21 protein-coding genes are annotated in these 25,292 nt (G+C 63.8%); 13 read left to right on the top strand and 8 right to left on the bottom strand.

The genetic code is table 11. The features are described 5' to 3' along the window. Positions 1 to 239: 239 nt before the first annotated feature. From AC1DGP_RS21310 to AC1DGP_RS21295, 4 genes are read right to left on the bottom strand one after another with little or no spacing between them, the layout of a single operon-like run. A complete protein-coding gene (locus AC1DGP_RS21310) occupies positions 240 to 1,484 on the bottom strand; it encodes a glycosyltransferase family 4 protein (RefSeq protein WP_441507066.1) in 1,245 nt (414 codons plus the stop codon). 11 nt (positions 1,485 to 1,495) lie between these two features. After that, entirely contained in the window at positions 1,496 to 2,257 is a 762-nt protein-coding gene (locus AC1DGP_RS21305; RefSeq protein WP_441507065.1) for a polysaccharide deacetylase family protein, read from the bottom strand. After that, positions 2,250 to 3,581, bottom strand: coding sequence for an O-antigen ligase family protein (locus AC1DGP_RS21300; RefSeq protein ID WP_441507064.1), 1,332 nt, complete (start codon positions 3,579 to 3,581; stop codon positions 2,250 to 2,252). The genes AC1DGP_RS21305 and AC1DGP_RS21300 overlap by 8 nt, the downstream gene beginning before the upstream one ends. 9 nt (positions 3,582 to 3,590) lie before the next feature. After that, positions 3,591 to 5,144 carry a GumC family protein gene (locus AC1DGP_RS21295; protein ID WP_441507063.1) on the bottom strand — a complete coding sequence of 518 codons (1,554 nt, stop codon included), beginning with the start codon at positions 5,142 to 5,144 and terminating at the stop codon, positions 3,591 to 3,593. 345 nt (positions 5,145 to 5,489) lie between these two features. Here AC1DGP_RS21295 and asnB point away from each other — a divergent pair, with 345 nt between their 5' ends. From asnB to nadE, 4 genes are read left to right on the top strand one after another with little or no spacing between them, the layout of a single operon-like run. Beyond that, positions 5,490 to 7,427, top strand: a complete 1,938-nt coding sequence (asnB, locus tag AC1DGP_RS21290) for an asparagine synthase (glutamine-hydrolyzing) (protein ID WP_441490892.1) — start codon at positions 5,490 to 5,492, stop codon at positions 7,425 to 7,427. Positions 7,428 to 7,450: 23 nt separating this feature from the next. Further along, positions 7,451 to 7,717, top strand: coding sequence for an acyl carrier protein (locus tag AC1DGP_RS21285; protein WP_441507062.1), 267 nt, complete (start codon positions 7,451 to 7,453; stop codon positions 7,715 to 7,717). Positions 7,718 to 7,742: 25 nt separating this feature from the next. Continuing rightward, a complete protein-coding gene (locus tag AC1DGP_RS21280; protein WP_441507061.1) occupies positions 7,743 to 9,290 on the top strand; it encodes a class I adenylate-forming enzyme family protein in 1,548 nt (515 codons plus the stop codon). Next, complete coding sequence (gene nadE / locus AC1DGP_RS21275) at positions 9,287 to 10,294, top strand: NAD(+) synthase (RefSeq protein ID WP_441507060.1); 1,008 nt, start codon at positions 9,287 to 9,289, stop codon at positions 10,292 to 10,294. Before AC1DGP_RS21280 ends, nadE begins: the two co-directional genes overlap by 4 nt. Before the next feature lie 45 nt (positions 10,295 to 10,339). Here the strand turns inward: nadE and AC1DGP_RS21270 are convergent, their stop codons facing one another. Together AC1DGP_RS21270 and AC1DGP_RS21265 are read right to left on the bottom strand one after the other, a co-directional pair. After that, complete coding sequence (locus tag AC1DGP_RS21270; protein ID WP_476776370.1) at positions 10,340 to 11,455, bottom strand: hypothetical protein; 1,116 nt, start codon at positions 11,453 to 11,455, stop codon at positions 10,340 to 10,342. Continuing rightward, entirely contained in the window at positions 11,452 to 12,183 is a 732-nt protein-coding gene (locus AC1DGP_RS21265; RefSeq protein ID WP_441507058.1) for a N5-glutamine methyltransferase family protein, read from the bottom strand. Before AC1DGP_RS21265 ends, AC1DGP_RS21270 begins: the two co-directional genes overlap by 4 nt. A gap of 189 nt (positions 12,184 to 12,372) precedes the next feature. On the opposite strand from AC1DGP_RS21265, the gene AC1DGP_RS21260 reads away from it, so the two are divergent. From AC1DGP_RS21260 to AC1DGP_RS21220, 9 genes are all read left to right on the top strand, one after another. Beyond that, on the top strand, positions 12,373 to 13,695 hold the full coding sequence (locus tag AC1DGP_RS21260) for a lipopolysaccharide biosynthesis protein (protein WP_441507057.1): 1,323 nt from the start codon (positions 12,373 to 12,375) through the stop codon (positions 13,693 to 13,695). Between the two features lie 76 nt (positions 13,696 to 13,771). Next, entirely contained in the window at positions 13,772 to 14,842 is a 1,071-nt protein-coding gene (locus AC1DGP_RS21255; RefSeq protein ID WP_441507056.1) for a GNAT family N-acetyltransferase, read from the top strand. Between the two features lie 34 nt (positions 14,843 to 14,876). Further along, positions 14,877 to 15,887, top strand: a complete 1,011-nt coding sequence (locus AC1DGP_RS21250) for a glycosyltransferase family 2 protein (RefSeq protein ID WP_441507055.1) — start codon at positions 14,877 to 14,879, stop codon at positions 15,885 to 15,887. A gap of 42 nt (positions 15,888 to 15,929) precedes the next feature. Further along, positions 15,930 to 16,613: a class I SAM-dependent methyltransferase gene (locus AC1DGP_RS21245; RefSeq protein WP_441507054.1), complete on the top strand. Its 684-nt coding sequence runs from the start codon at positions 15,930 to 15,932 to the stop codon at positions 16,611 to 16,613. Positions 16,614 to 16,660: 47 nt separating this feature from the next. After that, positions 16,661 to 18,859: a glycoside hydrolase family 5 protein gene (locus tag AC1DGP_RS21240; RefSeq protein WP_441490902.1), complete on the top strand. Its 2,199-nt coding sequence runs from the start codon at positions 16,661 to 16,663 to the stop codon at positions 18,857 to 18,859. A 346-nt stretch (positions 18,860 to 19,205) separates the two neighbouring features. Further along, entirely contained in the window at positions 19,206 to 19,934 is a 729-nt protein-coding gene (locus AC1DGP_RS21235) for an IclR family transcriptional regulator (RefSeq protein ID WP_441490903.1), read from the top strand. Positions 19,935 to 20,268: 334 nt separating this feature from the next. After that, the gene (locus tag AC1DGP_RS21230; RefSeq protein ID WP_476832512.1) at positions 20,269 to 21,498 is read left to right on the top strand and encodes a hypothetical protein; all 1,230 of its coding nucleotides are present in this window, start codon (positions 20,269 to 20,271) and stop codon (positions 21,496 to 21,498) included. Beyond that, positions 21,495 to 22,082 (top strand): protein-S-isoprenylcysteine O-methyltransferase, encoded by a 588-nt coding sequence (locus tag AC1DGP_RS21225; RefSeq protein WP_441490905.1) that lies wholly within the window; start codon positions 21,495 to 21,497, stop codon positions 22,080 to 22,082. Before AC1DGP_RS21230 ends, AC1DGP_RS21225 begins: the two co-directional genes overlap by 4 nt. Positions 22,083 to 22,953: 871 nt before the next feature. Further along, entirely contained in the window at positions 22,954 to 23,664 is a 711-nt protein-coding gene (locus AC1DGP_RS21220) for a hypothetical protein (RefSeq protein ID WP_476776365.1), read from the top strand. An 83-nt stretch (positions 23,665 to 23,747) separates the two neighbouring features. Here the strand turns inward: AC1DGP_RS21220 and AC1DGP_RS21215 are convergent, their stop codons facing one another. Next, positions 23,748 to 24,212 (bottom strand): L,D-transpeptidase, encoded by a 465-nt coding sequence (locus AC1DGP_RS21215; RefSeq protein ID WP_441491071.1) that lies wholly within the window; start codon positions 24,210 to 24,212, stop codon positions 23,748 to 23,750. A gap of 473 nt (positions 24,213 to 24,685) precedes the next feature. Then, positions 24,686 to 25,186 (bottom strand): hypothetical protein, encoded by a 501-nt coding sequence (locus AC1DGP_RS21210; protein WP_441490907.1) that lies wholly within the window; start codon positions 25,184 to 25,186, stop codon positions 24,686 to 24,688. Positions 25,187 to 25,292: the final 106 nt, after the last annotated feature.

Raw genomic sequence — 25,292 nt, 5'->3', positions numbered from 1 at the left:
TTGCTGCCCGGCCGGTCTTGAACGACAATGCCGAAGACCGTTGCGCTTTCAGCTCGGCGCCGGACCTCGGAGAGATTCCTCTTGGGAAGGTAGAGAGTGGAATCCGGTGTTCTGGAAAATCCCTCTACCTGATTTCGATGAATTTTATAGAATGCGGGCTGCCATCCGCAATAGACAGCCCGGCGCGCGGCGTGTTTTCCAATTATTAACCTTTACATCGCTTTTTGCCTCGTCGCCTTTCAGGCGGCCCCGAGCGCGGCATAGAGGTTCAGCGTCCGGTCGCGAAAGGCGGCGGCGGAGAAGTCGGCTGCGATCCATTTGCGCCCCGCCGCTCCCATCCTCGCGCGCTCGGCCGCCGGGAGCGCGGCCAGATCTCCCAGTTTCTGCGCGAGATCCTGCGCGTCTCCCGAGGTCACCAGCATTCCGGTTTCTTTCTCCCGGATCATCTCCGGGATGCCGCCGATGGCGGCACCCAGCACGGGACGTCCCAGCGCATAGGCTTCCAGGATGCTGATCGGGGCGTTCTCATACCATTCGGAGGGCAGCACCAGCGCTCGGGATTGTCCGATCAGGCGGTGCAGGTCCTGCCCTGACAAGTGCCCCACGAAGCTCACGTCCGCGCCGGTTTCATCGGCGCACTGGCGAAGGGCCGCTTCATCGGGCCCAGTGCCGGCCACGATGAGCCGCTGCTTCGAGAGAGCGACGGCCTTGATCAAGGTCGCCAGCCCTTTCTCGGGCGCGAGGCGGCCGGCGAAGACGAAATAATCGCCCTCCTCCCAGTCGCTGCTGTAACGCTCGACATCGACGAAATTCGGTATGTATTCCAGCTGCTCGCGGGGCCAGCCCCATTCGACCAGCTTCTCCAGATAGAAGCGGCTGGGAACGACGATGCGGTCGAGCTTGTCCCGGTAAAGGCCGAGCGAGCGATGCACCAGAGTTTCCGCCAGGACCAGGGTGCTGTACGGCACGGATCCCTTGATGCAGCGATGGCGCAGGACATTGTAGATGTGGCCGCCGCGGCAATCCTCGCAGATTTTTCCATCGCGCAGCATCTTGTAGGACGGACAGGCGAGCTTCAGGTCATGCGCCGTCATCACCACCGGAATGCCAGCTGACTTCAAGGTGGAGAAGATCGCCGGGGAGAGGTGGTGGTAGACGTTATGGGCGTGGGCGACCGAGGGGCGCGCCTGCTCGATCAGTCGCGCGATATTCCGTTGCGCTTCGACGGAGTAGATGATGCTTGCTGCTTGGACGACCTTTCGCAACGGGCTCGTCTGGCGACCATATTCGATCTCCGACACGAAATAGTCTGACCATGGCGAGGGTTCATTGTCCTCATGCTGCATGGCAAAGGGGACGACATCCCAACCGATCCTTTCGAACATGGTCATGTGGTCGAAGAAGACCGCCTCGGCCCCGCCGCGGCGGTAGAAATAGTTATTGATCGCCAGCAGGCGCTTCCCGGCAGGTTGGGGTTTTGCCACGTCCCGGCTCCTCACCAGCCGATCCGATCCAGAATGCGATCGACAGGCTGGACCGCGCATCCGCGCTCGACCGCGTGACGCACCAGATGCTCGAATGTGCCCAGCGTACACCCATAGGATGTCGGGTTGGGTGCGATGTCATGCGTGAAGAAGACGAGCCAGCCGGGCATGGCGACCACCTCGTCGATCCAGCGTGTCAGGGCGCGCGCCTCCGGATCGGGCTGGCGAATCTCGACGGCCTTGAGCATCAGGGGATCGACCGCACCGCGATTGATGGCTTCGCCGGCCCCGCGGCATGTGCGGAAGCGCCGGCGGAATTCGGGTCGCGCCAGAGGCCATGCCGCATTGTAGGGAAAGGCGAAATTGGCCGGCTCCGCGGAAATGCCGGCTTGCGCGAGATAGTCGGCATTGCGGTCCAGATCGCGCGACAGATCGGCGCCGGGAATGTCGCGGATCCTGCGATGCGAGAAGGTGTGGCAGCCGATTTCGTGACCGCGTTCGGCGAGATCCCGGCACCCGTCCGGTGTTATCAGCACCCGGTTCGGCTCGACCTGCCCCGCAAGCCCTCCGGCGATATAGAACGTGCCACGCACGCCATATTTCTCGAGGATCGATGCTCCCTCGCTACGGGCAGAATCTGGAACATCGTCGAAGGTGAAGGAGACCAGCGGGGTGTCCGTCTCCAGGCGGCGCCTGGAGCCCGCAAGCCCCCAGATCAGCCGGTTGCTCAGGCTGTCGACCTTCGCTCCAAGGCGTTCGGATACGCTAGGCATGCGCGACGGCCCCTTCCGGCTGGGTCCGGCGCTCCGGCGCCAGCGCGGCCGAGGCCTGCAGGGACAGGCCGTAAAGCGCGAACAGCAAGGTGAACCAAAGCGAGTTGCCACCTTCGAAGAACAGGCTCTCGAGGCCGGCATTGAAGATGGCGTAGAGCCAGATGCGGGTGAAGAGCCGAGTCAGATGCGAGTGCTCGGCGTCGGGTTCCAGCCGCGAAATGTTGCGGAGCGGCAGGACGACGAGCCAGACCAGCGTCAGCAAAAGCCCGGGGATTCCCGTCATCAATGCGACGTCGAGATAGGAATTGTGCCCGTTTGCCGCGGCAACCGCCCAGGTTTCGATCGAGCCGCCGCTGTGGACGAGCTCCGATGTCTGCCAGAAACCCTTGAAGCCGTATCCTGTCAGTGGCCGGTCCGCGAGTTCGGAGACGGCAAACCGCCAGATATCCGCGCGGTTGGTAAAAGTCGCATCGATCCCGAGCTCGTTGATGAAATCGCCCAGCGGCCTGAAGACCGCAGCCCCGATCGCGAAGATGTTGAACGCCCCGACACCGCCGATGACGATCGGAATGCGCAGGAAGCGAACCTTCTCGAAGACCCATGCGAGCAGAAGGATAGCCGGCAGCATGGCCGTCGAGGTCTTGCCGCCGGTATTGATCAGGAAGAGGAACGACAGGCACAGGATCGTCATGCCCGCGATCCGCGACCAGGCATTCATGACGAAGAGGCCGAAGAACGAAGCGACCACCATTGCCGCTGCAGCGCTGTTCTTGTGCGGGAAATGCCCGCGCCACAAACCGGCATTCATCGGCTCGCGCAGCTCGGAAGCCTGATGGATCGCCAGCAGCGGCTTGAACAGGATGCCGTAATAGCTGACCCCCAGCATGATGAGCGTACCGATGCCCAGCATCTTGGCGAAATGCCTCTCGGAGGCCGGCAGCAGCAGATAGATGCTGGCATTGACCGTCACCATGACGGCGAGAACGGTCCCCTTGATCCCGAGCATGGGGTAGGACGAGATCAGCGAAACCAGGAAGAACCAGGCAAACAGCAGGCCCAACAGCACGCGCGGCTGCAGGATGATGCTGCGCATCGGGTGAAGCAAACCGTAGGCGAGCGTGCCCGCGAACAGCAGCAGCGACACGACTTGGTTCATCAGGTTGGAGTTGCCGGCGCTGGGGTCCAGCACGGCCTCGCCGGTCAGGTCGACGAAGGGATTGAGGGAAATCCAGAAGAACAGGAAGATCGCCATGAACAGGGCGGTGCCGACAGTCTCCCTCAGCTTCTCTCCTCGATCTGCCTCCCCCTTGGCGGCGCTTCCCATGGCCGCCCCTCAAGCAGCCGCGGGCTGCGGGTGACGGATATAGGTCCAGGCCCCACGCGCCAGGGCCGCTGCAATCCCGAGCATAAGGCCCAGCATCACCGCCGCCGCCAGCAGGATCAACGTACGAGGTGGCCAGCTACGCGCCTTGGGCGGCATCGGTGACGAGATCACACGCACATTGCTGGTGTCGATCTGCTGGCGCTCACCGATCTGCTGGGCACGCGCCAGGTGGGTTTCGTAGATCGCCGCCTTGGCGCGCGCGTCGCGCTGTAGATCGCGCAGCTGCACTTCGGCGTCGTTGTCGGTGAAGACGTTCGACTTCCCGTCGCCCGCCTTGTCCTGCAGTACTCTGAGCGTCGTCTGTTCCCTGTTGAAGTCGGCCTTCGCGCCTTCGAAGATGCGGCGGGCTTCGCGGGACAGTGCTCCTTCGAGCACCTGCTGTTCGGATAATGCTGTGATCAGCTGCGGATGGCGCGCGCCAAAGGTCGCCCTGATCGACCCGATCTGCTGCTGCAGCGTATTATACTGCGCTCGCAGACTCGTCATGGTCGCGGAATCGAAGATCGACGCGCTGGCTGCCCGCCGCTCTGCGATCGCTGCACTCATCTGCCTGTAGCGCGATTCCGCCTGAATGAAGCGCTGCTGTGCATCCAGAACCTGCGTATTGAGCTCGCCCGAGAGCCGCGTGCTGACGAGCTCGCCATTATTGGACTGCAGCCCTTTCGCACGCCGGAAATCCTCCACCCTCCGCTCCGCCTCGGTCACGTTGCGGCGCAGCTCATCCAGGCGGTTATTGAGGTTCTTCACCACCCGGCCGGCGCTTTCGGCCGCTGACTGGAAAAGCTCGGCCTCGAAGGCTTCGACAATCGCGTTGGATATCGCGACAGCCTTCTCGGGGTCTTCCGCCCAGAGCTTCATGACCACGACGAAGGAGCGCTCCTCGCGCCGCGCCTCGACCCGTTCGGCCAACGCACGCATCACGGCAAGGCGATTGTCCTGACTGGCATCCCTGGACGAGATCAGGCTCCTGAGCGCCGACAGATAGCCAGGCTGCACGAACTCCGGATCATTGGTCAGGTCGAGCCGGTCTATGACCCGTGCCAGGACGTTGCGCGAGGTCAGGACCCTGAGCTTGCTCTCGACCTCGAGCAGTTGTGCATCACGCTGCGGATTGGTCGTGAAGACGTCGTCCCGGACGACGTTCAGGTTCGAGGGATCAATGAGGATATCGGTGTAGACGGTATAACGAGGCGGCGTCGTCACCGCATAGACCAGCGCCGTGGCGACGCAGATGACGATGGCGGCAACGATCATGCCTATTCCCCGCCGCAGCCAGACGAGGATGTCGTCGGCCCCGACATCGGCGAGCAAGCGGAGACGGGCAATCGGGCTTCCACTCCCGAATGAACCTTGCGCCCGGCTCGACTGCGGGGAGTGAGACGACGGATCGGAGCGTGCGCCAGAAGACGAGGCTGCATCATCGCGCAGCGATTCCGAGCGAATCCGGGAATGGCCTGTCGGCAGAGGCGCTTGTCGCTGCTCCGACTCCTTCGGCCCGTACATCCGCTTCGCCCTCAGCACGCAACTCTAGACGGAAGAGACGCGCCTATCCCCCGTAAACATGCCCTAGGGGTATGCTCCGGCCCTGAATTTTACGTTAATCGCAACGAGAACACCGCATCCGGGAACGACAATCCGGCCCTCGATCTTGCGGCAAAGTCCAGCTGCGTCATCAGATCCCTTGGGACGTCGATCTTCGGCCTTGATCCGAAGTCTAATCAAGAACTTGGGGCTTTGCCGGGTGCTTCGAAATTTACCATTCGCATGGATATCCCCAAGCGTTAACGCTTGCTCGCCCAGGATTGGCTATAGTTCAACCGGACACGAAGGACTTGGAAGCATCTCGGCATGTGCGGATTTGGGGGCTATTTCGGCGCGGTCCGGGATGGGAGGGAACTCCTTGAACGGATGACGGCCGCGATTGCGCATCGCGGTCCCGACGAGCAAGGGCTCTTCACGGCGAAGGACGCAGGTCTCGGACATGCGCGACTGTCGATCGTCGGCCTGGGGGATGGCCAGCAACCGATGTCCGATGCGACGGGTGAACTGACGATCGCCTTCAACGGCGAGATCTTCAACTATGTCGAATTGCGCGAGCAGCTGCGCGCAAAGGGGCGCCGCTTCCGGACGTCGAGCGACACCGAGGTGATCCTGCATCTCTATGAGGAGATGGGCGAGGATTGCCTGTCCGTCCTCAATGGCGATTTCGCCTTCGCGCTCTGGGATGGCCGGCGCCGCCGCATGGTTCTGGCCCGGGACCGCATGGGCGTCCGGCCGCTGTTCTATACAAGGCAGGGCGATCGGTTCTATTTCGGCTCAGAGGTCAAGGCGCTTCTTCAGGTCCCGGGCGTGAGTGCAGAGATCGATCCCGTCGCCCTCGACCAGATTTTCACATTATGGGCGCCGATCGCGCCGCGCACGGCCTTCCGCGACATCTTCGAGCTGGAACCAGCGCATCTCATGATCGTCCAGGAGGGCAGCGTCTCGACGCGGCCTTATTGGAGCCTGGATTATCCCGACCGGGATGCGCCATCCCGGCACACCGATGAACGCGCTGCGGCAGAGGAACTGCGCGCCCTGCTGACCGAGGCGACCCGGATTCGCATGCGGGCCGATGTCCCGGTCGGCTCCTATCTCTCAGGCGGGCTCGATTCCTCGATCACCTCTGCGCTTGCTGCGGGCATGGCGCCTGGCGGCCTCAGGACTTTCTCCGTCACCTTCGACAGCGCCGAGCATGACGAAAGCGCCTTCCAGATGGAAATGGCCCGGGCACTCGGGACGCAGCACAGTTCCGTCGCCTGCGGCGAGGGCGACATCGCCGCGGTCTTTCCCGACGTGATCCGCTTCACCGAGCGGCCGATCCTCAGAACCGCACCTGCCCCGCTTTTCAAACTCTCCGGCCTGGTGCGCGAGGCCGGGCTGAAAGTGGTGCTGACGGGTGAAGGCGCGGACGAGGTCTTTGCCGGCTATGACATCTTCAAGGAGGCCCGGGTTCGGCGCTTCTGCGGCAGGCAGCCCGGCTCCCGGATCAGGCCGCACCTGTTTCGCAAGCTCTATCCCTATCTGCCTGGCCTCAGGCAACAATCCGCAGAATATCTCGCATCGTTCTTCGGGGCGAACGGTGCGGCACTCGACGATCCGCTGTTCTCGCATCGGCCGCGGCTCGACGGCACGGCGGCAACGAAGCTGTTCTTCTCGGGCGACCTGCGTGCCACGCTATCGGGCTATGACGCGGCCGAGGAACTCGCTTCGCGTCTGCCGGAGGCCTTCAGCCGCTGGCACCCCTTGCATCAGGCGCAGTATCTGGAGGCCCGCTTCCTTCTGCCGGGCTATATCCTGTCCAGCCAGGGCGACCGCATGGCGATGGCCCATGGCATCGAGGGGCGTTTCCCCTTCCTCGATCATCAGCTGGTCGAGTTCGCCGCCGGGCTTCCCCCCGAGATGAAGCTGAAGGGGCTTGTCGAGAAGCACATCCTGCGCGAGGCGACCAAGGACCTGCTGCCGCCCTCGATCAGCCGACGGGCAAAGCAGCCCTATCGCGCGCCGGACAGTCACTCCTTCGTCGGAGCGGGTGCTGCCGATTATGTCCGGGCAGCCATGGGCGAGGCGCAGGTCGCAGCCGGCGGCCTGTTCAATCCCAAGGCCGTGGCAAAGCTGCACGAGAAATGCAGCGCGCGCCCAGCCTCCGGCTTTCGCGACAACGCGGCCTTTGTCGGCATCCTCTCGACGCAGCTCTGGCTGCAGACATTCACCGGCACGAGCGGCCGCAGATCAGAGGCCGCCTGAAACCGGCCGGGAAAGGAACAGACATGAGCGACACAATCAGGGACAGCGTGAAGGCCTTCGTCGTCGAGAACTTCCTGTTCGGCGATACCAGCCATGAGCTCGCCGGTACGGCGTCGCTGATCGAGAACGGCGTCATCGATTCCACCGGGGTGCTCGAGCTCGTGGCCTTCATCGAGGATCGCTACGGGATCACCGTGGCCGATGCCGATATCGTGCCCGCAAACCTGGATTCGCTTGATCGCATCTCGGCTTTCATCGCGTCGAAAGTATCCGCTCCGGTCACGGCGTAACGATTAGGGGCGGAGCAACAGGCTCATGCGGATCGAGCAATTCCTCGTCACGAACGCCGCCGCACAGGCTGCGAAAACGGCGCTGGTCACCGACCAGAGGCGGCTGCGCTATGACGAGCTGGATGATCTTTCCAGCCGGCTGGCCACCACGCTCGCCGCAAGCGGCGTGAAGCGGGGCGACCGCGTCCTCGTCTTCATGGACAATTGCTGGGAAGCCGCCGTCTCGATCTTCGCGGTTCTCAAGGCCGGCGCGACCTTCAGCCCGATCAACGCCTCGACCAAGGCCGACAAGCTGGCCTATGTCATCGGCGATTGCGAGGCCGCCGCGATCCTGACGCAGGCGAAACTGTTGCCGGTTGTGACGCAGGCGCGCGCGTTGGTCCCAGGGCAGGCGCTCTTTGTCGCTTCGACGCAGTCGCCGGCCGGCCGGCCGCTCGAAGGCGCGGTGTCCTTCGAGGATTGCCTGAAGGGCTCGCCCGCTTCAGTCGGTCATGGCGGCATCGATATCGACCTTGCCATGCTGATCTACACCTCGGGCTCCACGGGCCGGCCCAAGGGCGTGATGATGACGCATCGCAATATCGATGCGGCGGCCGACTCGATCACGACCTATCTGCGCAATACGCCCGACGACATCATCCTCAACGTCTTGCCGCTGGCATTCGACTACGGCCTTTACCAGTTCCTCATGGCGATGAAGCTTGGGGCGACCCTCGTCCTGGAAAAGTCCTTCGCCTTCCCGCAGGCGATCTTCGAGCGCATTCGCACTGAGAATGTCACTGGTTTTCCGCTCGTGCCGACGATGGCCGCGATGATCCTGCAGATGCGCGATCTCGAGCCGGGGTTCCTGCCGAGCCTGCGTTATCTCTCGAACACGGCCGCAGCCCTGCCGCCCGCCCACATCGCTCGACTGCGTGAACTGTTCCCCGGCGTACGGCTCTATTCGATGTACGGCCTGACGGAATGCAAGCGCTGCACCTATCTGCCGCCGGAAGAACTCGACCGCCGGCCGGGCTCGGTCGGGATCGCCATTCCCAACACCGAGGCGCTGGTCGTCGACGATGAGGGCAACCGCGTGGCTCCGGGCGTGCCGGGCGAGCTGGTGATCCGCGGCCCGCATGTCATGCAAGGGTATTGGCGCAACGAGGCGGCAACGGCACAGATGCTGCGCCCAGGGCCGAACCCCTGGGAGAAGCGCCTCCACACCGGCGATCTCTTCCGGACGGACGAGGAGGGCTTCCTCTATTTCGTCGGCCGCAAGGACGACATCATCAAGACGCGCGGCGAGAAGGTCGCTCCGAAGGAAGTGGAAGCGGTGCTGCACGGCCATCCCGGCATCGCCGAAGCGGTGGTGATGGGCGTGCCCGACCCGGTGCTCGGCCAGGCCATTGCCGCCCTCGTCGTCCTGTCGGATGCGAGCCTGAGCGAGCGGGACATCATTCGCCACTGCGCTGTCCATCTCGAGGATTTCATGGTGCCGCGGATCATCGCGTTCCGCACCGAACTGCCGAAGACGGATACCGGAAAGGTCAGCCGCAGGCTGGCCGCCGAAACGCTGGGAGCAGCGGAATGAACCTCCCCCCTGCCCCGAGCTTGCTCGCCTTCTCGGCTGCCACGCTGACGATCGACAACGCCGCGGAGACGGAGCGGATCGTCGCCGAACTGCGTGGGCAGTTGCGCGGCATGCGCAAGCGCGGGCTCGTGCTCGGCCTGTCCGGCGGCATCGATTCCAGCGTGTCCGTCGCGCTGGCGGTCCGCGCCGTTGGCGCCAAGAACGTCTTCTGCCTGTTCATGCCGGAAAACGATTCCGATCCTGAAAGCCTCCGGCTCGGCCGGCTCGTCGCCGACACGTTCGGGATCGAGGCTGCGGTCGAGGATATCGGCCCGACGCTGCAGGCCATGGGGTGCTATGAACGACGCGACGGCTTCATCCGGGAGCTCGTACCCGCGTATGGGCCGGGTTGGGCGTCCAAGATCGTCATCGCCAACTCGCTCTCGGGCGACGGCTACAACATCTCGTATCTGGTCGTTCAGGACCCCGAAGGCCGGCAGACGAAGCTACGCATGCCGCCTGCCGTCTATCTCGGCATCGTCGCCGCCACCAACATGAAGCAGCGCACGCGCAAGCAGATCGAATATTATCACGCCGACCGGCTGAATTTTGCCGTGCTCGGCACGCCGAACCGGCTCGAATATGATCAGGGCTTCTTCGTGAAGAACGGCGACGGTGCCGCCGACGTGAAGCCGATCGCCCATCTCTACAAGAGCCAGGTCTATGCATTGGCGGCTCATCTCGGCATCCCCGAAGAGATCCGCAGGCGGCCGCCGACGACCGACACCTACACCCTCGAGCAGACTCAGGAGGAGTTCTACTTCTCGCTGCCCTATGACCGCATGGATCTGTGCCTCTACGGGCTCAATCACGGCCTCACCGCCGAAGAGGTCGGCACTGCCACCCAGTTGACGGCCGTCGAGGTCGAACGGGTCTGGGCCGATATTGCAGCCAAGCGCAAGGCGACCCGCTACCTGCACCTGGGGCCGCAGCTCGTGCGCCCGGTGGACGAGATCGCACATTGAGGCCAGCGCACCGGCGGCGGCCTGTCCGCCTTCGGTGCGCGAAAACTAGTCGAAGCTGCCGCCGTTCAGGCGGTTCCAATGCTCGCCCGCCAAGCCGTTCAGGAAGCCCTGCCCGTTGCGGAAGGCCTGAACGAGCTCCTCATCGGGCGAATGCACGACTGTCGATGCGATGTGGGTGAAGGCAATGCGCCGGCCCAGCATGGCTTCCAGCAGCGCGGGCTGCGTGCGGCCGCGCAAGCCGGCAACGCCGCGTGTCGCCGCGTGACCGATCAGGCAATCGATGACCGGGCCTGCCTGCCCTGGCCTGGCAAGAACCTGAAGGACGCGCGCGATCCGCCCCGGGCGGGCGTGATAGAGAAAGGCGCCGATCGGCGCCCCGCTGGCCGAGGTGACCGACGCATACACCGCCTCGCCATAATCGGGCTTCTCGGACGCCTCGGCGACGATATGGGCGAGTTGTTCGCCTGACCAATCCGGACGCAGCGCGAACTGCTCCGTCAGCGGAGCGACAAGCGCGGCAAAGCCGGGCTGATCGATTTCGGCGACCTTGAGACCACCTTTGACATGCCAGTTTTCCGGCACGCCCGACCAGCGCAGATCATTGTCCTGCATCCTGCCGCGCAGATAGCGATCGAGTCCCCGGGAGACCGGGTTCAGCAGCCGCACCGCACCGATCCGGCTCGCTGCCAGATCCAGCATGAAGGCCGATGGCCGGATGATGCGGACCCAGTCCAGGCTGTACTGCGGCAGGGTGATCCCGCGCAGCCTCGTCCACATCTGCGCAGAGATCTCGCTGGCGGTTTCACTGAACGAGAGATCCTGCGGCCCGGCGAGAAAGGTCTTGAGCAGCCGCGCGCCGGCCATCGGGTCGCTCACCCGCCGCTCGACCATCAGGGAACCGCAGATCGCCGCGCGCAGCTTGCGGCGGCCGTGAATCATCGGCAGCACATTGACGCCGACGAAACCCGAAATGTCGCCCTCACCAGACACATGGACGAGGGGGGCGATCTCGGGATCGCAACCCGGCGCTTCGAGATAGTGTCGACGCAGATAGGTCGCGAGCGTGGGAGGCGGAGGCACGCCGCGATCCCGGAATATCCTTTGAAAGAGCCCCGTAACCGCCGGGATATCGGCGGCGCCCAGCGGGCGGATCTCGCTCATGCCGGTCGGCCTGTCGCTTCGGACGTTGCCTGCCCGAACTCCGGGAGCTTGCGGACAAGGGCAACCCGCGGCGTTCCCGCCTCATTCGCGGCGAAGGTCATGGATTCGTAGGCCTTGGTCCTGGCAATGAGCGCCGCCGCTTGCCTATCCTGGCCCTCGCCGAATTCGAACAGCAGCCAGCCGCCCGGCTTGAGGAAGGCTACGGCATCCCGGATCACGCGCTGGTGGATCGATATGCCATAAGGGCCGCCGTCAAAGGCTTCGCGCGGCTCGGCCTCGAGCAAATGGGCGCTTTCCCCCTCGAGGCGCGACGTGGAGATATAGGGCGGGTTGCAGACGATCAGGTCGACGGCACCCTCCAGGCCATCGCCTGCGAGAGCGGAGAACAGATCTCCCTGCCTGATGGTGACACGGTGCTCAAATGCCAGGCGCTCAGCGTTTCGGCGGGCGAGCTCGACGGTGCTGTCGGTCAGATCAGCGGCCCAGACGCGCGCCGACGGAATCTCGGCTGCGATCGCCAAAGCGAGATTGCCCGAGCCACAGCACATGTCGACCACGATCGGCTCCGCAGCGGCCCGTTCGCGAAGGATCGCGACTGCTCTCTGGCCGAGGAGTTCGGTTTCCTGGCGCGGCACGAGAACGTCAGGCGCCAGCTCCAGGCTCACCCCCATGAAGCGATGCAGGCCGGGCCGGGGCTTGCCGTCGAAATCCAACACTGTGCGCGGCATGAACGCCCCTTCCCTTGCTGAGCGCCTTATTCATCCGCGAGAAACTATGGCGGTCAGGTAAACGGAGGCTGAAATGAAGTGAACGGAGGGTGTTAACCGCACAATCATTTCTGCGTGTTACTGGCCGTATTGTCGATGGTGGACGCCACCGAGTGCCGCTATCTCGGTTGTTGTCAAAGGCAGGACCGGATGGCTTCGGATAACGCGAAAGGATCGAGTCATCGCAGAGCGTTTCTGCCTATGCTCGTGTCCTATGCCGCGTCAGGCGGCAGCCTTGTCATCAGTTCCGCCGCACAGCTTCTGACCTTCGCCATCCTGGCCCGCTGGCTCGGCGTCCATGAGTTCAGCCTCTTCGTCGCCATCACCGCGATTTCGAACATCGCGGTCCATATGTGCGGGCTCGGTGCCATGGAATGCCTGGTTCGCCGCGTGGCGCGCGACCGGGCGATCTATCCGGACATGCTTGGCCACAACATCATCCTGACGGCCGCCAGCGGTGTGTTCCTGGTCCTGCTCGGGGCGGTGGCTCTGCCCTTCTTCTTCACGCTCTCCAGCGATCCGGCGACGAATGTCGCAGTGATCACCCTGATGCTCGTCACGAATATCATGCTGGTCCGCATCATCGTGCTGGCCGAGCAGATCTTCATCGCCCATTCCGATTTCGGCTCGGCCAACACGGTGGTGGTCAGCTTCGCCATCGCGCGGACGATCGCCGCCTGCCTTGCCTGCATCGTCTTCGGTGTTTCGACGCTCGCGACCTGGGTGCTGTGGCAGTTTGCCTGCCATGTACTGGTTGCGCTGGCATGCTGGCGCGCCATTCGCGGGCTGGGCCAGCCGAAATACCGGATCGTGCGCGAAGAGCTGCCGCTCGGGCTCTATTTCAGCATTCCCTTCATCCTGCGGGCGATCCGGCAGAACGCCGACCTGCTCGTGCTCAGCCTCGTCGCGACAGCGGAAATCGTGGCGAGCTACAGCGTGGCGCGACGGATGCTGGAAAGCAGCTATCTCTCGGTCGAGGCGCTCAATCGCCTGGTCTACCCGGGTTCGGCCAAGGCGACGGAGGCTGGCCTTCAGCACGCCCTGCCCCGCGTCAGGAAGGTTCTCATTGCAGCCACCGCGATCAGCATCGCGGCGGCGATCGCCGTCTTCGTGCTGGCGCCGGTCCTGCCCTATCTGTTCGGCAAGGACTATGTCTCGCTCGTCTCCTTCGTCAGGGCTCTCTGCTGGGTGGTGATACCGCTGGCGATGTGGTCCGTGGCGGTTGAGGCGCTCGGAGCGTCGGGCCACCAGCCGACCCGCGCCGCGGTCATGGGACTTGGCAGCGTCATTGGCGCTGCGGTTGCCGCCTGCGCGACCTGGTATGCCCCGCCCACCGGGACTTTCGTTTCATTCTACGTGATCGAGATCGCCATGGTGGCTGCGGCCTGGGGGGCACTCCTGCATGTCGTGAACAGGGACAGGGAGGAGGCGCGCAAGCAAGGTCTCTCTGCGGGGATCGCGCATGGACGCTGACCTGCAACAGAATCTGCAGTCATCCCGCCCGACCAATGGCGAGGAGAGCCCTCCGCGCGGTTGTGGCGTCCGCCCGATGACGAAGCGCGATATCCCAATCATCGCAAGACTGTTCAGCAAGACCTTCCGTAGCCACAAGAGCGAGGTCGCGCCGGATCTGGAAGGATATCTCGAGACGGTCTTCTTCGGCAGCCCGCATTACCGGCCGGAGCATGGCAGCATCGTCTATGACAGTGCTGCCGGCAACGTTGCCAGCGCCATCCTTGCCCTTCCCATGGAATTCACCGTCCATGGTCGTCCGATCATCGCCAAGGTTCTCTGCGCCTTCATGGCGGATGGGAAGGAGGGCGCGGCAGGAGCTGCGCGCCTTGCCCGGCAGATGCGCGCGGCCCGGCAGGATCTCTGCTTCTCCGACAATGCCTCGCCGGTCAGCGCCGATCACTGGGTTGCCGGAGGCGGTGTGGTTCTGCCGGTACAGAGCCTCGAATGGCAGCGCACGTTCCGGCCGCTTGCTGCCGGGGCGATCGCGTGGAGCCGCTACGTGCCGCTGTTGCGGTCCCCTGGCGTCCTGCGCCTTCTCGGCCTGTTCGATGGGCTGCTGCGCCGGGGAAGGCGCTCGCTGATCCCGGCCGCGGCGGCGGGCTGCCGGACGATCAGTGCCAGTCCGGACGAGTTCTTCCGCTGCGCCGGCCCGATGATGGAACGCTTTCCGATCCGGCCGGTCTGGTCAAAGCCCGAGTTCGACTGGCTCGTCGGCGTCGCCGCGCTGAACCAGGGCCTCGGCTCCCTGCAGTACAGGACCGTAATCGCCGAGGACGGCCGCGTGATCGGCGCCTTCCTCTTCTTCGGCAAGACGGGTCGGGAAGCCAACGTCCTGAACCTCCTATGCGCCGCGGGCCACGAGTTTGACGTCACCGGCCAGATGTTCGCGCATCTGGACGCAGAGGGCTATGCCCAGGCGAACGGGATGGCGCAGCCATTCCTGATGAACGCAATATCGCGGCAGCGCTGGCTGTCCTTCAAGCACCGCGGCTATTTCTGCCTTGTCACGCGCCATGCCGAGATCAAGGACGCCACGCTCCGCAACGAGATCTATTTCGGCGGCCTTGCATCGGAAAGCTGGAGCAGGCTGCTCACCGATTTCTGACGTCGTGGCGCTCGTATCGACACTGGAGGCCCGATTGGCCGTTTCGATCATCATCAAGACCCTGAACGAAGAGAAGCGCATCGCCGCGACGATCGAGAGCGCACTGGCGGCGCTTGGCGACCTGCAGGGCGAGGTGGTCATCGCCGATAGCGGCTCGTCCGACCGCACCGTCGAGATCGCGTCAGGCTACCCGGTCGTGATCGCCCAGATCGTCGCGCCGGCGCGCCCGAGTTGCGGGATCGGGCCGCAGCTCGGCTTCCAGCATTCCCGCCACGAGTACATCTGCCTGATCGACGGTGACATGCTGGTCGATGCCAGCTTCCTCGATGCTGCCATCCGTTTTCTCGTCGAGAACCCTGCCGTGGCCGGCGTGACCGGACATGTCGAGGAGATGCAGGTCTCCAATCTCGAATATGCGAGACGCGTGCAGCGCAATGGACCCGAGAACAGAACCGGCCCGATCGACCGGATGAATGGTGGCGGGCTCTACCGGCGCAGCGCGATCGAGCAGGCCGGCTATCTCTCGGACCGCAATCTGCATGGCCATGAGGAGATCGATCTCGGCATCCGCCTGCGGAGCCGCGGATGGAAACTGCATCGGCTCGACCGCCGCTTCGTCCAGCATTTCGGCCATACGCTCAATTCCTACAGGCTCCTGACGAGGCGCTGGAAGAACAAGTATCTGCACGGTGTCGGCGAATTGCTGCGCGCGTCGCTCGGCAAACCCTATTTCTTCCAGCTCCTGCGGGAACTCCCCGAGCTCAAGCTATGGAGCGCGGTCTATCTCTGGTGGGGGCTCTCCATCGCGATCCTGCTGTTCCTGCCCGACAAGGCGCTGGCTCTCGGGCTGGTCCTCGCCCTCTTTGCCGGCATCGTCGCGTTGATGAGCCTTCGCAAGGGTGGGCTCGGCATGGGGCTCTACACCGTTGTCGCCTGGTTCTTCCACGCCGCAGCGCTGCCTGTGGGCTTCCTTCGGCGGCGGCGCCCCCCTGCCGCGCCGATCGAGAGCCGCATCATCCATGAACCGGCGAGAACGGCCGCCTGACGGGCGCAGCCGAGCCACGAACACCTCAGGAAAGCTCCCTTCATGACCGACGACACTGTGGAGAAGACCGTTTCGCTCTGGGACCGGATCGTGCATTCCTCGTCGGAATATTTCCGCAGGAGGCGCGGCGGCTTGTTTCGGGAGACCATCCCCGAATTCACCTCGCTCAAGGTCTGCGACGTCGGCGGCTCCAGGCACTTCTGGGAAAAGCTCGACCCGGCCGACGTTCCCAAGGACCTGACGCTGGTCAACATCCGCGACGACGGCCAGGCGCGCTCGTTCACCGGCTCGTTCGGCGATGTGAAGGTCATCGTCTATGACGGAGACCGCCTTCCCTTCGAGGACAAGTCGTTCGACGTGGCGGTGTGCAACTCGGTGATCGAGCACGTGCCGCCGGCCAAACGAGCCAATCTCGTGCGCGAGATCAACCGCGTCTCGAACTACTACTTCATCCAGACGCCGGCCTTCGTCTTCCCAATCGAACCGCATTTCTTCTGCCCAGCCCTCCACTGGCTGCCGCGTCCGCTCGCCCGCCATGCCGTCAGGCTGTCGCCGTGGCGCTTCCTGTCCAAACCCTCCGAGGAGCACATCCGGGAGTATTTCGAGGAGATTCAGATCCTGACCTTGAAGGAGTTCCGCTCCTATGCGCCTGGGGCGAATCTGGTCCGGGAGAAGATCGCAGGCCTCACCAAATCCTACATCCTGCACGGCCCGTCGCGGCCCTGAAGGCGCAGCGGGATCGTCCAGGGTTCGCCGGATAGGGATTGGTCGGGATGAAGAGACTGCTTTCCTCATTGGCTGCGGTGCTGGCGCTTACCGCCAACGCGCCTTGCGCCATCGCCGCCGACCAATGGTTGCCCGTTCGCGAAGTGTCGCTGGAGATCCGCCCCGGCAGCCCGCTCGACTTCTCCGCGCTCCTGCCCAGCCGGGCGATCGGGCCAAAGGGCTCCATCGGCGCGGGCCAGCGGGTGGTGGCGCGGCAGGACGGCCGTCTCGCCCTCGCCCAGGCGCCCGAAGAACCGGAACGCCTGTTCTGCGCCTCTCTGGCATGGAGCCCTGCCTCGGGCGGCTTCCCTGATCGCGCCGGGGCCGACCGCTACGCAGAGCAGCTCGCGCGCCACGGCTACAACATCGCCCGGCTAACCTTCCTTGACGCATCGCTGATGTCTGGCCGCGGCAAGGATTTCGATTTCGACCCCGACACGCTCGACCGCATCCATTATCTGCTCGCCGCGCTGAAGCGGAACGGCATCTACTGGATCATTGACGGAATGACCTCGTGGCGCGGCGCCTATGGCGGCTATGACGACCGCTGGGATCCAGCCGGCAACCTCAAGCTCGCACTGCATCTCGACGACGCCGCCCTCGCCCATTGGAAGACCTTCACCGAAAAATTCCTCGCACGGGTCAATCCCCATACAGGCATCGCGCCGATCCATGACGATGCGCTGGCGCTGGTCATCCTGGTCAATGAGAACGGCATCGAGTTCGAGGGCGTCGTGCAGGACCGGCCCGGCAAGCCACCGTATGACGCGATGCTCGGGACGGCCTTCAATCGCTGGCTGGCGAAGCGCTATGCGTCGACGGCTGCTCTTTCGAAGGCCTGGGGCGGGCTCGGCTGGACCGAGCGACTGGAGAATGGCTCGATCGCACTGCCCGGCAACCGTTACGCCGATAGCGCGCGCATGCGCGACCTGCAGGCCTTCTTCATCGAGGTCGAGACCGAATCCGCCGCAAGGATGAGCCAGGCGCTACGCACGCTTGGCTACAAGGGCCTGATCAGCACCTACAATAACTGGCCGACGATCCAGACTGCCCTCAGCAGGCGTGGCCTCGAAGCCGTGACGATGAATACCTATCACGACTGGATCGGGGGCTATGCGCCCGGCAGCAAGCTGCTCCAGCAGAGCTCGGTCGGCGACGGCGCCAATGCGATGCGTATGATCGCGGCGGCGCGCTGGCTCGGAAAACCGTTCATCGTCAGCGAATACGATCACCTGTTCTGGAATCGCTATCGCTACGAGGGCGGGCTCGTCTTTCCGGCCTATGCCGCACTGCAGGGCTGGGACGTGCTCTGCCGGCACGCCCACGGCCCGATCATTCTCGCCTATGGCGAGCCCTATCCGCACAAGCGGGCCATGCTGCCCTACGCGATCGCACTCGACCCCGTGGCCCGCGCCGGCGAGACCCTCTCCGCACTCCTGTTCAGGCGCGGCGATGTCTCCACCTCCCGGATCACGATCCCGTTCGCGGTTCGCGGCGAGGATGATCTCGGCCCGGACATGCAGGCCCGCGAGCCTGAGAAACTGACGGATCTGGCTCTGGTCGGGCGGATCGGATTGCAGGCCGCCGACCGCATCGGCGAACAGATCGCAGTCCTTCAGCCTCGGGACGCCAATCGCGCGGCTGCGATCATCGACAGGCTGAAGAAGAGCGGCGCGCTCCCGCAAGGAAATGCCACCGATATCGCGGCGGGGCTCTACCAGAGCGACACCGGCGAGATCGTCCTGAGCCGCCCAAGCCGGCAGCTGCGCGTTTCGACGCCCGCGACGGAGGCCCTCGCCTTCTCCGCGCAGAGCCTGCCGGCCAGGCTGGGAACGATGAGCGTCGACGCCGCGGAAGGTGACGGCCTCGTCGCCCTGGCCTCGCTCGACAGGCCGGCCTCCCTCGCCAAGGGCAGCCGCTTCCTGCTGATCTTCGCCACCGATGCCCGCAACACCGGCATGACCTTCCGCGACCGGCAGGAGAAGGTCATCGAGGATTTCGGGCGTCTTCCGGTCCTGATCCGCAAGGGGCAGGTCGATCTGCGGATCAACAGGACGGCGCCGCGATGGCAGCTCTCACCTGTCTCTCTCGACGGAACGGTGAAACCGCCGATCACCCGTGGCACAGGCCCGGTTTCCTTTCGCCTGTCGAACGATCTCCCGACCGGCCCGACGACTTATTTCCTGCTGGAGCTCATGGAAAGCTGACGGCGCTGCCGAGCCCGCTGGCCCTCGATGCCGGCCGCCTCTCTGGTTCGAGAGTGGCGCCCGGACCTGAAACCGCTCTTCGCCGGGCTCAACTTAGCCGGCCACGACATCCTGACGCACCGGCCATACAAGCACCGTCTGGTCCTCGCAACGGGAGGCTCGCGCGGTCCGTCGCTGCCCTTGCTCTTCAGTGTTGTTTCGGGCAGGTTTCATGGTGTTGCAGACATGAATACTGGCTGAAATCGGCAGGAGAGCGTGAACGACACGCGCCCTGACGTCTGGAATGCCGTTCGGATCTGGGAGTCTGGTGCCCCGCCCTATGGACAGAACACTTCAAGACGGCCTGATGATTCTTGAAGCCTTGGCCAAGAGCGATCAGCCGAGGAGCGTTCGTGATCTGGCGGAGCAGACCGAACTGGGCGAAAGCCACGTTCAAAGCGCTTTGGCCGTCTTTGAGCATGCGGGCTATCTCGCCCGCGAGCCCGACACTGGGCGGTGTGGGCTATCACTGAAATTGTGGGGGCTGGGTGTCGGCCTGTTCGCCCGACTTGAGCTGAAGCGGGAAGCGCAGCGCCACCTCTCCGAACTCGCCCTGCGCACGCGCGAGACCGTGCACCTGTCGGTCCTCGCTGGGGCCGATGTGATCTATATCGATAAAATCGATAGCCCCGAGCCGCTTCATGCCAGCTCCGATGTCGGCGGCAAGGCTCCGGCCCACGCGGTTGCGATCGGAAAGGCGATTCTCGCGTTTCAACCCTCGCATGTCATCGAAGAGATTGGGCGAAATCTTCTCGCCTTCACGCCAAGGACCATCAATAGCCTTGAAGGGCTCGAGCACGAACTGTCAGCGGTCCGCTCGCAGGGCTATGCCGTCAACCTCGGCGAATGGCGCGGCGCCGTCTATGGATTGGCGGCCCCGATCAGGCGCGCCGACGGCGTGGTCGAGGCTGCGGTTGGCGTATCGGGGCCATCGACCCGGCTGACACCCGAGATGATCAAGCTCATGGCGGAGCAGGTCATGGAGGCCGCAGACGAGATATCGCGCGGGCTCGGCTATTCTGGGACCGGGCGGTAGCACCCTATACGGAGCGGACACTGTTCGAGCGAATCAGGCAGAAGGACCGCGACTGCCTGCCCGATCATGCCCGCCTCATGACGGCACGCCCTCGCCGAGCGCTTCATCCGCGGTCACTCATTCCATAAGCCCATACCCCGGCGGAGAGCCTCTACGTCCTGGGAAATGGGAGCTTCTGCTCGTACGAAGGGGCCGATCGCCTTTCGCGAACACAAAGTGACGTCGTCTGCGTCGTCCACTTGCGCCCTCGGTTGAATCGCTGCTCGCTGGCGCAAGTGCCGGCGATCCACTAACAAACAGCGCAGGCCACGCATTGGGAGCAGGATAGCCGGCGATGGCGGATTCGAATGTTTTCAGGCGTCGCGTGTATCACATCGGCGGCTACGATCATGCGCAGCCCGCGGTCGTGCATGGTCGCTTTGTCAGGGAAACGCGACGTTTTGAGCGTGCGTGGGCGGCCTCCGTGGTTTCGTCGGAGCCTACCAACAGTGATGACGTCTCGACCTGGCAAGTGCTCACGACCGGCCCCAACTGGCGGGTCGAAACCGAGTATTGCGCAATCAGATGGGACGATGTGGTGGAAGCCACGAACAGGCGCCCGATATGGTGGCGCATTCCCCAGGGCCTCCTCGCCTTCGTCGATTTTATCGTGGCCGGAGCGCTCTGGGGCTATCTGCGCGCCAGTTGGCGCTACGCGATGTTCTTCCTCTATCCATTCTTGATTCTGGCGATCATTGCTGCGTTTTCGCTTGCTGGCGGGGTGGCCCTGGCGCGAGCTACCGACTCCAGCGCGATTGGAGCACTGGCAGCAATCGGCGCCTTCCTCCTCTTGTTTCTCGCCGCCGATCGTTGGGTTTATCTGGGGCTTCTCTTTGACGACTGGATCTTTGCCCGCCAGTACATCCGGCGGGGCGATCCGATCCTCGAAGGGCGCCTGCGACGCGTTGCTGCCGATATTGTCGAGGCCAGGCGCAGCGGCTCGGTGGACGAGATTCTCGTCGTCGGACATAGCCTTGGAGCCGTGCTTGCGATCGATCTCATCGACCACGCCATCGAGCTCGGGCTCGAGGAGCAGGACGACCGTCCTCGCCTCACGTTTCTGTCCGTAGGATCGTCGACCCTCAAGATCGGGCTTCATCGCGCCGCCCGTCGTTTCCGCGCCGCGGTCGAGCGCGTGAGCGCCTGCCGCGCCGTGTTCTGGGCCGACTACCAGGCGCGCTCGGACGTGATGAATTTCTACCGGGCCGATCCTCTGCCGCTGATGGGTCTGGCCGCCACGGGCTCACCGATCATTCGCAGCGTCAGCATCAGGCGCATGATTGATCCGGCCCGCTATCCCCGCATTCGCAAGAACTGGTACCGGATGCATTGCCAGTTCGTCAGGGGCAATGATCGGCGCGCGCCGTATGATTATTTCATGTTCGTCTGCGGGCCGCTCTTTGCAGAACAACAGGTCAATGCCAAGGAAGGTGCCATGCAAGCACTCGATGCCGACGGTCGATTTCTCGTTTCCCCCTCCCCGGCCCTGACGGGCGATCACAGCACCGAGGTCGCCAAGCGATGACCCTGAGCATCGCCAAAGCGATCTACGCCCTGCTTGCCGTTGGCTGGTACATCATCCGCATTCCACATGAGCGACGCGCCCGCCGGACCCCGGTTTCCCGGAGCGCCCGCGGGTTGCGGGAAATCATCCTGCTGAGCATTTCGTTCACGGGCCTTGGACTCTTGCCGTTCATCTATGTCGCGACCGGATTCCCGCGCGTTGCGAACTACCCGTTCCAGCCGGCTCTCGCCTGGCTCGGAGCCTTCGCCACGATCGCGGCGCTCATCCTGTTCCACCTCACGCACCGGGCTCTCGGCCGCAACTGGTCCGTGTCTCTGGATCTCCGCGAGAGCCATCGGCTCGTGACGGAGGGCGTGTACCGCTATGTCCGGCACCCCATGTATTCGGCGTTCTGGCTGTGGGCGATTGCCCAGGCTCTTCTGCTGCCCAACTTTATCGCCGGGCTGTCCGGCCTGGTCGGCTTTGGAACGTTGTACTTCTTCCGCGTCGGCCAGGAAGAGCGCCTGATGCTCGATGCGTTCGGTGCGGAATATGGCGACTACATGGCGCGGACCGGGCGCGTCATGCCAAGGTTCCACGCCTGAGGGCAAGGTCACAGTCTCGCGACCTGCGCGCGCAGAGGGCTCCGTCGCTCTGGCTCCCAAGAGGGTGAAGCGGCGGAGAACGCCGGATCTGCCCAGGCATTTTGCCAAGTACTCCGCAAGGGAACCGCCTTTGCGATCGGCCCGGTCAACCGAGTGATGAAGGTCAGGTGACATACCGATGCGCTCGTCGCGCGTTGGTGGCGATATTGTCGCTACCAGTACGCTGTGCGGCGAAGGATCCGTGTCTATTCTGGCGGCGGGCTAAGAGTTCTCTAGCTTCGACCTTGCATGACTCGACTTCGCCTGGACGAAGAATGAACTCCAGCGGTTAAGGGCGTTGCTCGGGAACAATGAGCGAAGCATCGAGGACGCTAGAGCACCTTCGGACGGTTCAGCCCCCGGAAACCACGAACGTCTTCGCTCCAGCAAAACCCGGCCTTAGCCGATTGAAAGTGCTGAGGATATTTGGAATACTCGACGTTGTGCCGCACTGCCGCGATCCGGGGCAAGGAAGTGGGTTTGGTGTTGCGCATCCGCACTAGTAGCCGAACTTGTTTCAGTCATAGTTGCAATGTTCTCAACGAGGGCGAATCAATGAAAAAGCTTATGATCTTGGCTGTATCCGTTGCGTTGGTGGGCGTTGGTGGCTGCACCACTTATGGTATTGGCAAGGGCAAGGGGAAGGCTCCCCCTCCAGTTGCTTCTCCGATCGTTACGAAGGGCTGACGCTCGATATTCTGAAAACGGCCGGAACAATCCGGCCGTTTTCTTCATTTGATTAGAAACTCTTCCGGGAGTTTGATGACACGGCTACTGCTGTTGTCGTGCCTATCGCCGAGGCTGTTCTTCTTCCGGAAACCGGAGCTCTGCGATGCGGAACAAATCAAACAATCTGGCGCGCGCCAGCATTCTCTTTGCTTGTGCTGCTGCCATTTCTTTGCCTCTCTGGCTGGCTCCTGCCAGTGCCCAGGAGGATCGCTACCTGCCTCCTCCCGAGGCCAGCGATGAGGCTATCGCGCCCGACCCACGGGCGACCGGCTCGGTCGGCAGGACGACATCCCGGCACTCCCGACGGCAGGCTGACCAGCGAAGCGGTCAGTACTTCGTCGAGTTTCGGTCGCGCTATGCACTGAGCTACGGCCATACCTTTCTCGTCTATGGCCGGCTGAACGCACGGGGCGAAGTCGGCCAGGTTCGGGCAGATCAGGTTGCCGGCCTGCATCCGGCCGGCGAAGGCCCGCAGCTCTGGTCTGTCGGGCACGTCCTTCCCGTTCCAGCGGAGACAGGCCCCAGCGACGGCGACCTGGAGGATGAATACATCTCGGCGCGGTACCGGGTTCTGTTGACCGAAGCCCAGTATCAACGGGTAGCGGCCTATATCAGGCAGAAGCAGCGGAAGCCGACGGCTTGGCATGCCGTGCTCTATAACTGCAACAGATGGGTTGGCGAAGTTGCGCAGTACATGGGCCTGAAGGCCCCTGACAATACAATGCTCTACCCGGCTGAGTACATCGCCAGCCTGCGCGCGGTCAACGCCGGGCGCGCCAGAGACGACGCAATGCCGGCATCCCTTCAGCAGTAAGCCGCGAGGTCATCCCGCTGTTCATTCGCATATGCGCGACGAGCAGCGGGTGGCAACGCCGAAAAGCGCTGCACGCGTGCCTGTCAGCGCAGGACGATAACCGGCGTACCGACGGCGACGCGGTCGAACAGATCGACGATGTCGTCATTGAACATGCGAAAGCAGCCATAGGACGCGAAGGTGCCTATGGAATCCGGCCTGTTAGTGCCGTGAATCGCGTACTGACCTCCGCCGGACAATGTGAGCGCGCGCGCTCCCATCGGATTTCGTGGGGAGCCTCCCGGGATGACGTCCGGCAGACTTGGGTTGTCCCGCTTGATCTCATCGGGAGGCGACCAGGCAGGCGCAACATGCTTACCCTCGACCTCGACCGCTCCGAGCCATTGCTTGGATGACTTCCCGACCGCCACCTTGTAGCGAATGGCGGTTCCGTCTCCCTGCACCAGGTAAAGCCGCCGTTCCTTTGTCTTGATGACGATGGCGCCTGGCGTCCCATCTCCCTTATATGTAACGGTTTCGCGAGCACTGACTGGGATTGCGACCATCATGGCCGCGAGTACGATGCATGTCCGGAGCACTGCCAAGCTTCCTGCACTCAGATCGTCTGCGTCGCGACGACTTCAACGATCGGTTCATACCAAGGTCTGGTTGATTATTAGTGCATGATTTGGGTTTACTCCAGAGGAAGTGTAACGCGCAGTTTTACCCACGCTCCCGGGGAACCAATGAGGTCGGAGTGACGGGCTCTCACCCATGCGCGGCATGATGACAGTTAAGAGTGTCATGCCGGGGTGGACACGGTCGCATTCTACATTGTTTTCGATGCCAGGGCAGCGCCCCCGGCGGCGGAGCCAGGACGACACCTTCCGCACCGTCGCAGCTTTGTGACTGCCCGCCAGCCAGTCACCGCACGCGGCGGCTCGGATACGGGGCCTCAGTGGTCTGCGCGGGGCACGAACTGCGCAGCAGGATATTCAGCGCGCCGGGACCGACTGCGAACAACGCCACGAGTGACTGCGGATCAGTTTGCCGGGTCGCGAGCCGCCATCGTTTGAACGCCCGCTGGCGGCACGGACGTGTGGGCGCCGGTAGCCGCGCCAACCCGCTGCTGCGTCGCTTTCGACACGAGCCGGGATCGGTTGAGGGCCGTGAAATCGCTGGCGCGATGGCTCTGGCTGGCGCGGCCCTCGAAGACCAGCACGTCCGCATGGGTCACGACGATATCGCCGCGCCGCAAGGTCGGGTCATCCAGATACCAGTATGGATCAACGGCCGGATCGAGTTTGACCACCGGCGCGGTCGGCTTGGACGCCACGAGTTTGCGCGGCTGCTGCCGCCGCTTGGGGTGGACGGTCACGCTCAGCGGCGCGGGTGGAACGAAATAGACTTGCGGGGGCGGCCGGGGTTGCCCGAACAGCGCGCGCGCCAAGTCATCCAGGAGACCGGCGGATTGGGCGGGCTGGGCCACAAGAAAGCTGGTCATGCCAATGATGAGCAGCCTACAGCTTCGCGCAAGTTTCATAGGCCCATCCTCGCGAACTGATCGCCTGGGCACGGTGCACCCCAAGCCTGCGACGACGGTTTCGACTCATTGCGCCGCGGGCCGGATTGCACCCAGGCCAACTCTC

Source organism: Allobosea sp. 05T433 (assembly GCF_056396065.1).
Note: the sequence above shows the minus strand (reverse complement) of the source record. Positions and strands in the feature narration are given on the sequence as shown.

What these genes read in the sequence shown, in the direction of transcription:
- AC1DGP_RS21305 (WP_441507065.1), bottom strand. Translation starts at nt 2,257, where the DNA reads ATGCCTAGCGTATCCGAACGCCTTGGAGCGAAGGTCGACAGCCTGAGC.
- AC1DGP_RS21300 (WP_441507064.1), bottom strand. Translation starts at nt 3,581, where the DNA reads ATGGGAAGCGCCGCCAAGGGGGAGGCAGATCGAGGAGAGAAGCTGAGG.
- AC1DGP_RS21295 (WP_441507063.1), bottom strand. Translation starts at nt 5,144, where the DNA reads ATGTACGGGCCGAAGGAGTCGGAGCAGCGACAAGCGCCTCTGCCGACA.
- asnB (WP_441490892.1), top strand. Translation starts at nt 5,490, where the DNA reads ATGTGCGGATTTGGGGGCTATTTCGGCGCGGTCCGGGATGGGAGGGAA.
- AC1DGP_RS21285 (WP_441507062.1), top strand. Translation starts at nt 7,451, where the DNA reads ATGAGCGACACAATCAGGGACAGCGTGAAGGCCTTCGTCGTCGAGAAC.
- AC1DGP_RS21280 (WP_441507061.1), top strand. Translation starts at nt 7,743, where the DNA reads ATGCGGATCGAGCAATTCCTCGTCACGAACGCCGCCGCACAGGCTGCG.
- nadE (WP_441507060.1), top strand. Translation starts at nt 9,287, where the DNA reads ATGAACCTCCCCCCTGCCCCGAGCTTGCTCGCCTTCTCGGCTGCCACG.
- AC1DGP_RS21270 (WP_476776370.1), bottom strand. Translation starts at nt 11,455, where the DNA reads ATGAGCGAGATCCGCCCGCTGGGCGCCGCCGATATCCCGGCGGTTACG.
- AC1DGP_RS21265 (WP_441507058.1), bottom strand. Translation starts at nt 12,183, where the DNA reads ATGCCGCGCACAGTGTTGGATTTCGACGGCAAGCCCCGGCCCGGCCTG.
- AC1DGP_RS21260 (WP_441507057.1), top strand. Translation starts at nt 12,373, where the DNA reads ATGGCTTCGGATAACGCGAAAGGATCGAGTCATCGCAGAGCGTTTCTG.
- AC1DGP_RS21255 (WP_441507056.1), top strand. Translation starts at nt 13,772, where the DNA reads ATGACGAAGCGCGATATCCCAATCATCGCAAGACTGTTCAGCAAGACC.
- AC1DGP_RS21245 (WP_441507054.1), top strand. Translation starts at nt 15,930, where the DNA reads ATGACCGACGACACTGTGGAGAAGACCGTTTCGCTCTGGGACCGGATC.
- AC1DGP_RS21240 (WP_441490902.1), top strand. Translation starts at nt 16,661, where the DNA reads ATGAAGAGACTGCTTTCCTCATTGGCTGCGGTGCTGGCGCTTACCGCC.
- AC1DGP_RS21235 (WP_441490903.1), top strand. Translation starts at nt 19,206, where the DNA reads ATGATTCTTGAAGCCTTGGCCAAGAGCGATCAGCCGAGGAGCGTTCGT.
- AC1DGP_RS21230 (WP_476832512.1), top strand. Translation starts at nt 20,269, where the DNA reads ATGGCGGATTCGAATGTTTTCAGGCGTCGCGTGTATCACATCGGCGGC.
- AC1DGP_RS21225 (WP_441490905.1), top strand. Translation starts at nt 21,495, where the DNA reads ATGACCCTGAGCATCGCCAAAGCGATCTACGCCCTGCTTGCCGTTGGC.
- AC1DGP_RS21220 (WP_476776365.1), top strand. Translation starts at nt 22,954, where the DNA reads ATGCGGAACAAATCAAACAATCTGGCGCGCGCCAGCATTCTCTTTGCT.
- AC1DGP_RS21215 (WP_441491071.1), bottom strand. Translation starts at nt 24,212, where the DNA reads ATGATGGTCGCAATCCCAGTCAGTGCTCGCGAAACCGTTACATATAAG.
- AC1DGP_RS21210 (WP_441490907.1), bottom strand. Translation starts at nt 25,186, where the DNA reads ATGAAACTTGCGCGAAGCTGTAGGCTGCTCATCATTGGCATGACCAGC.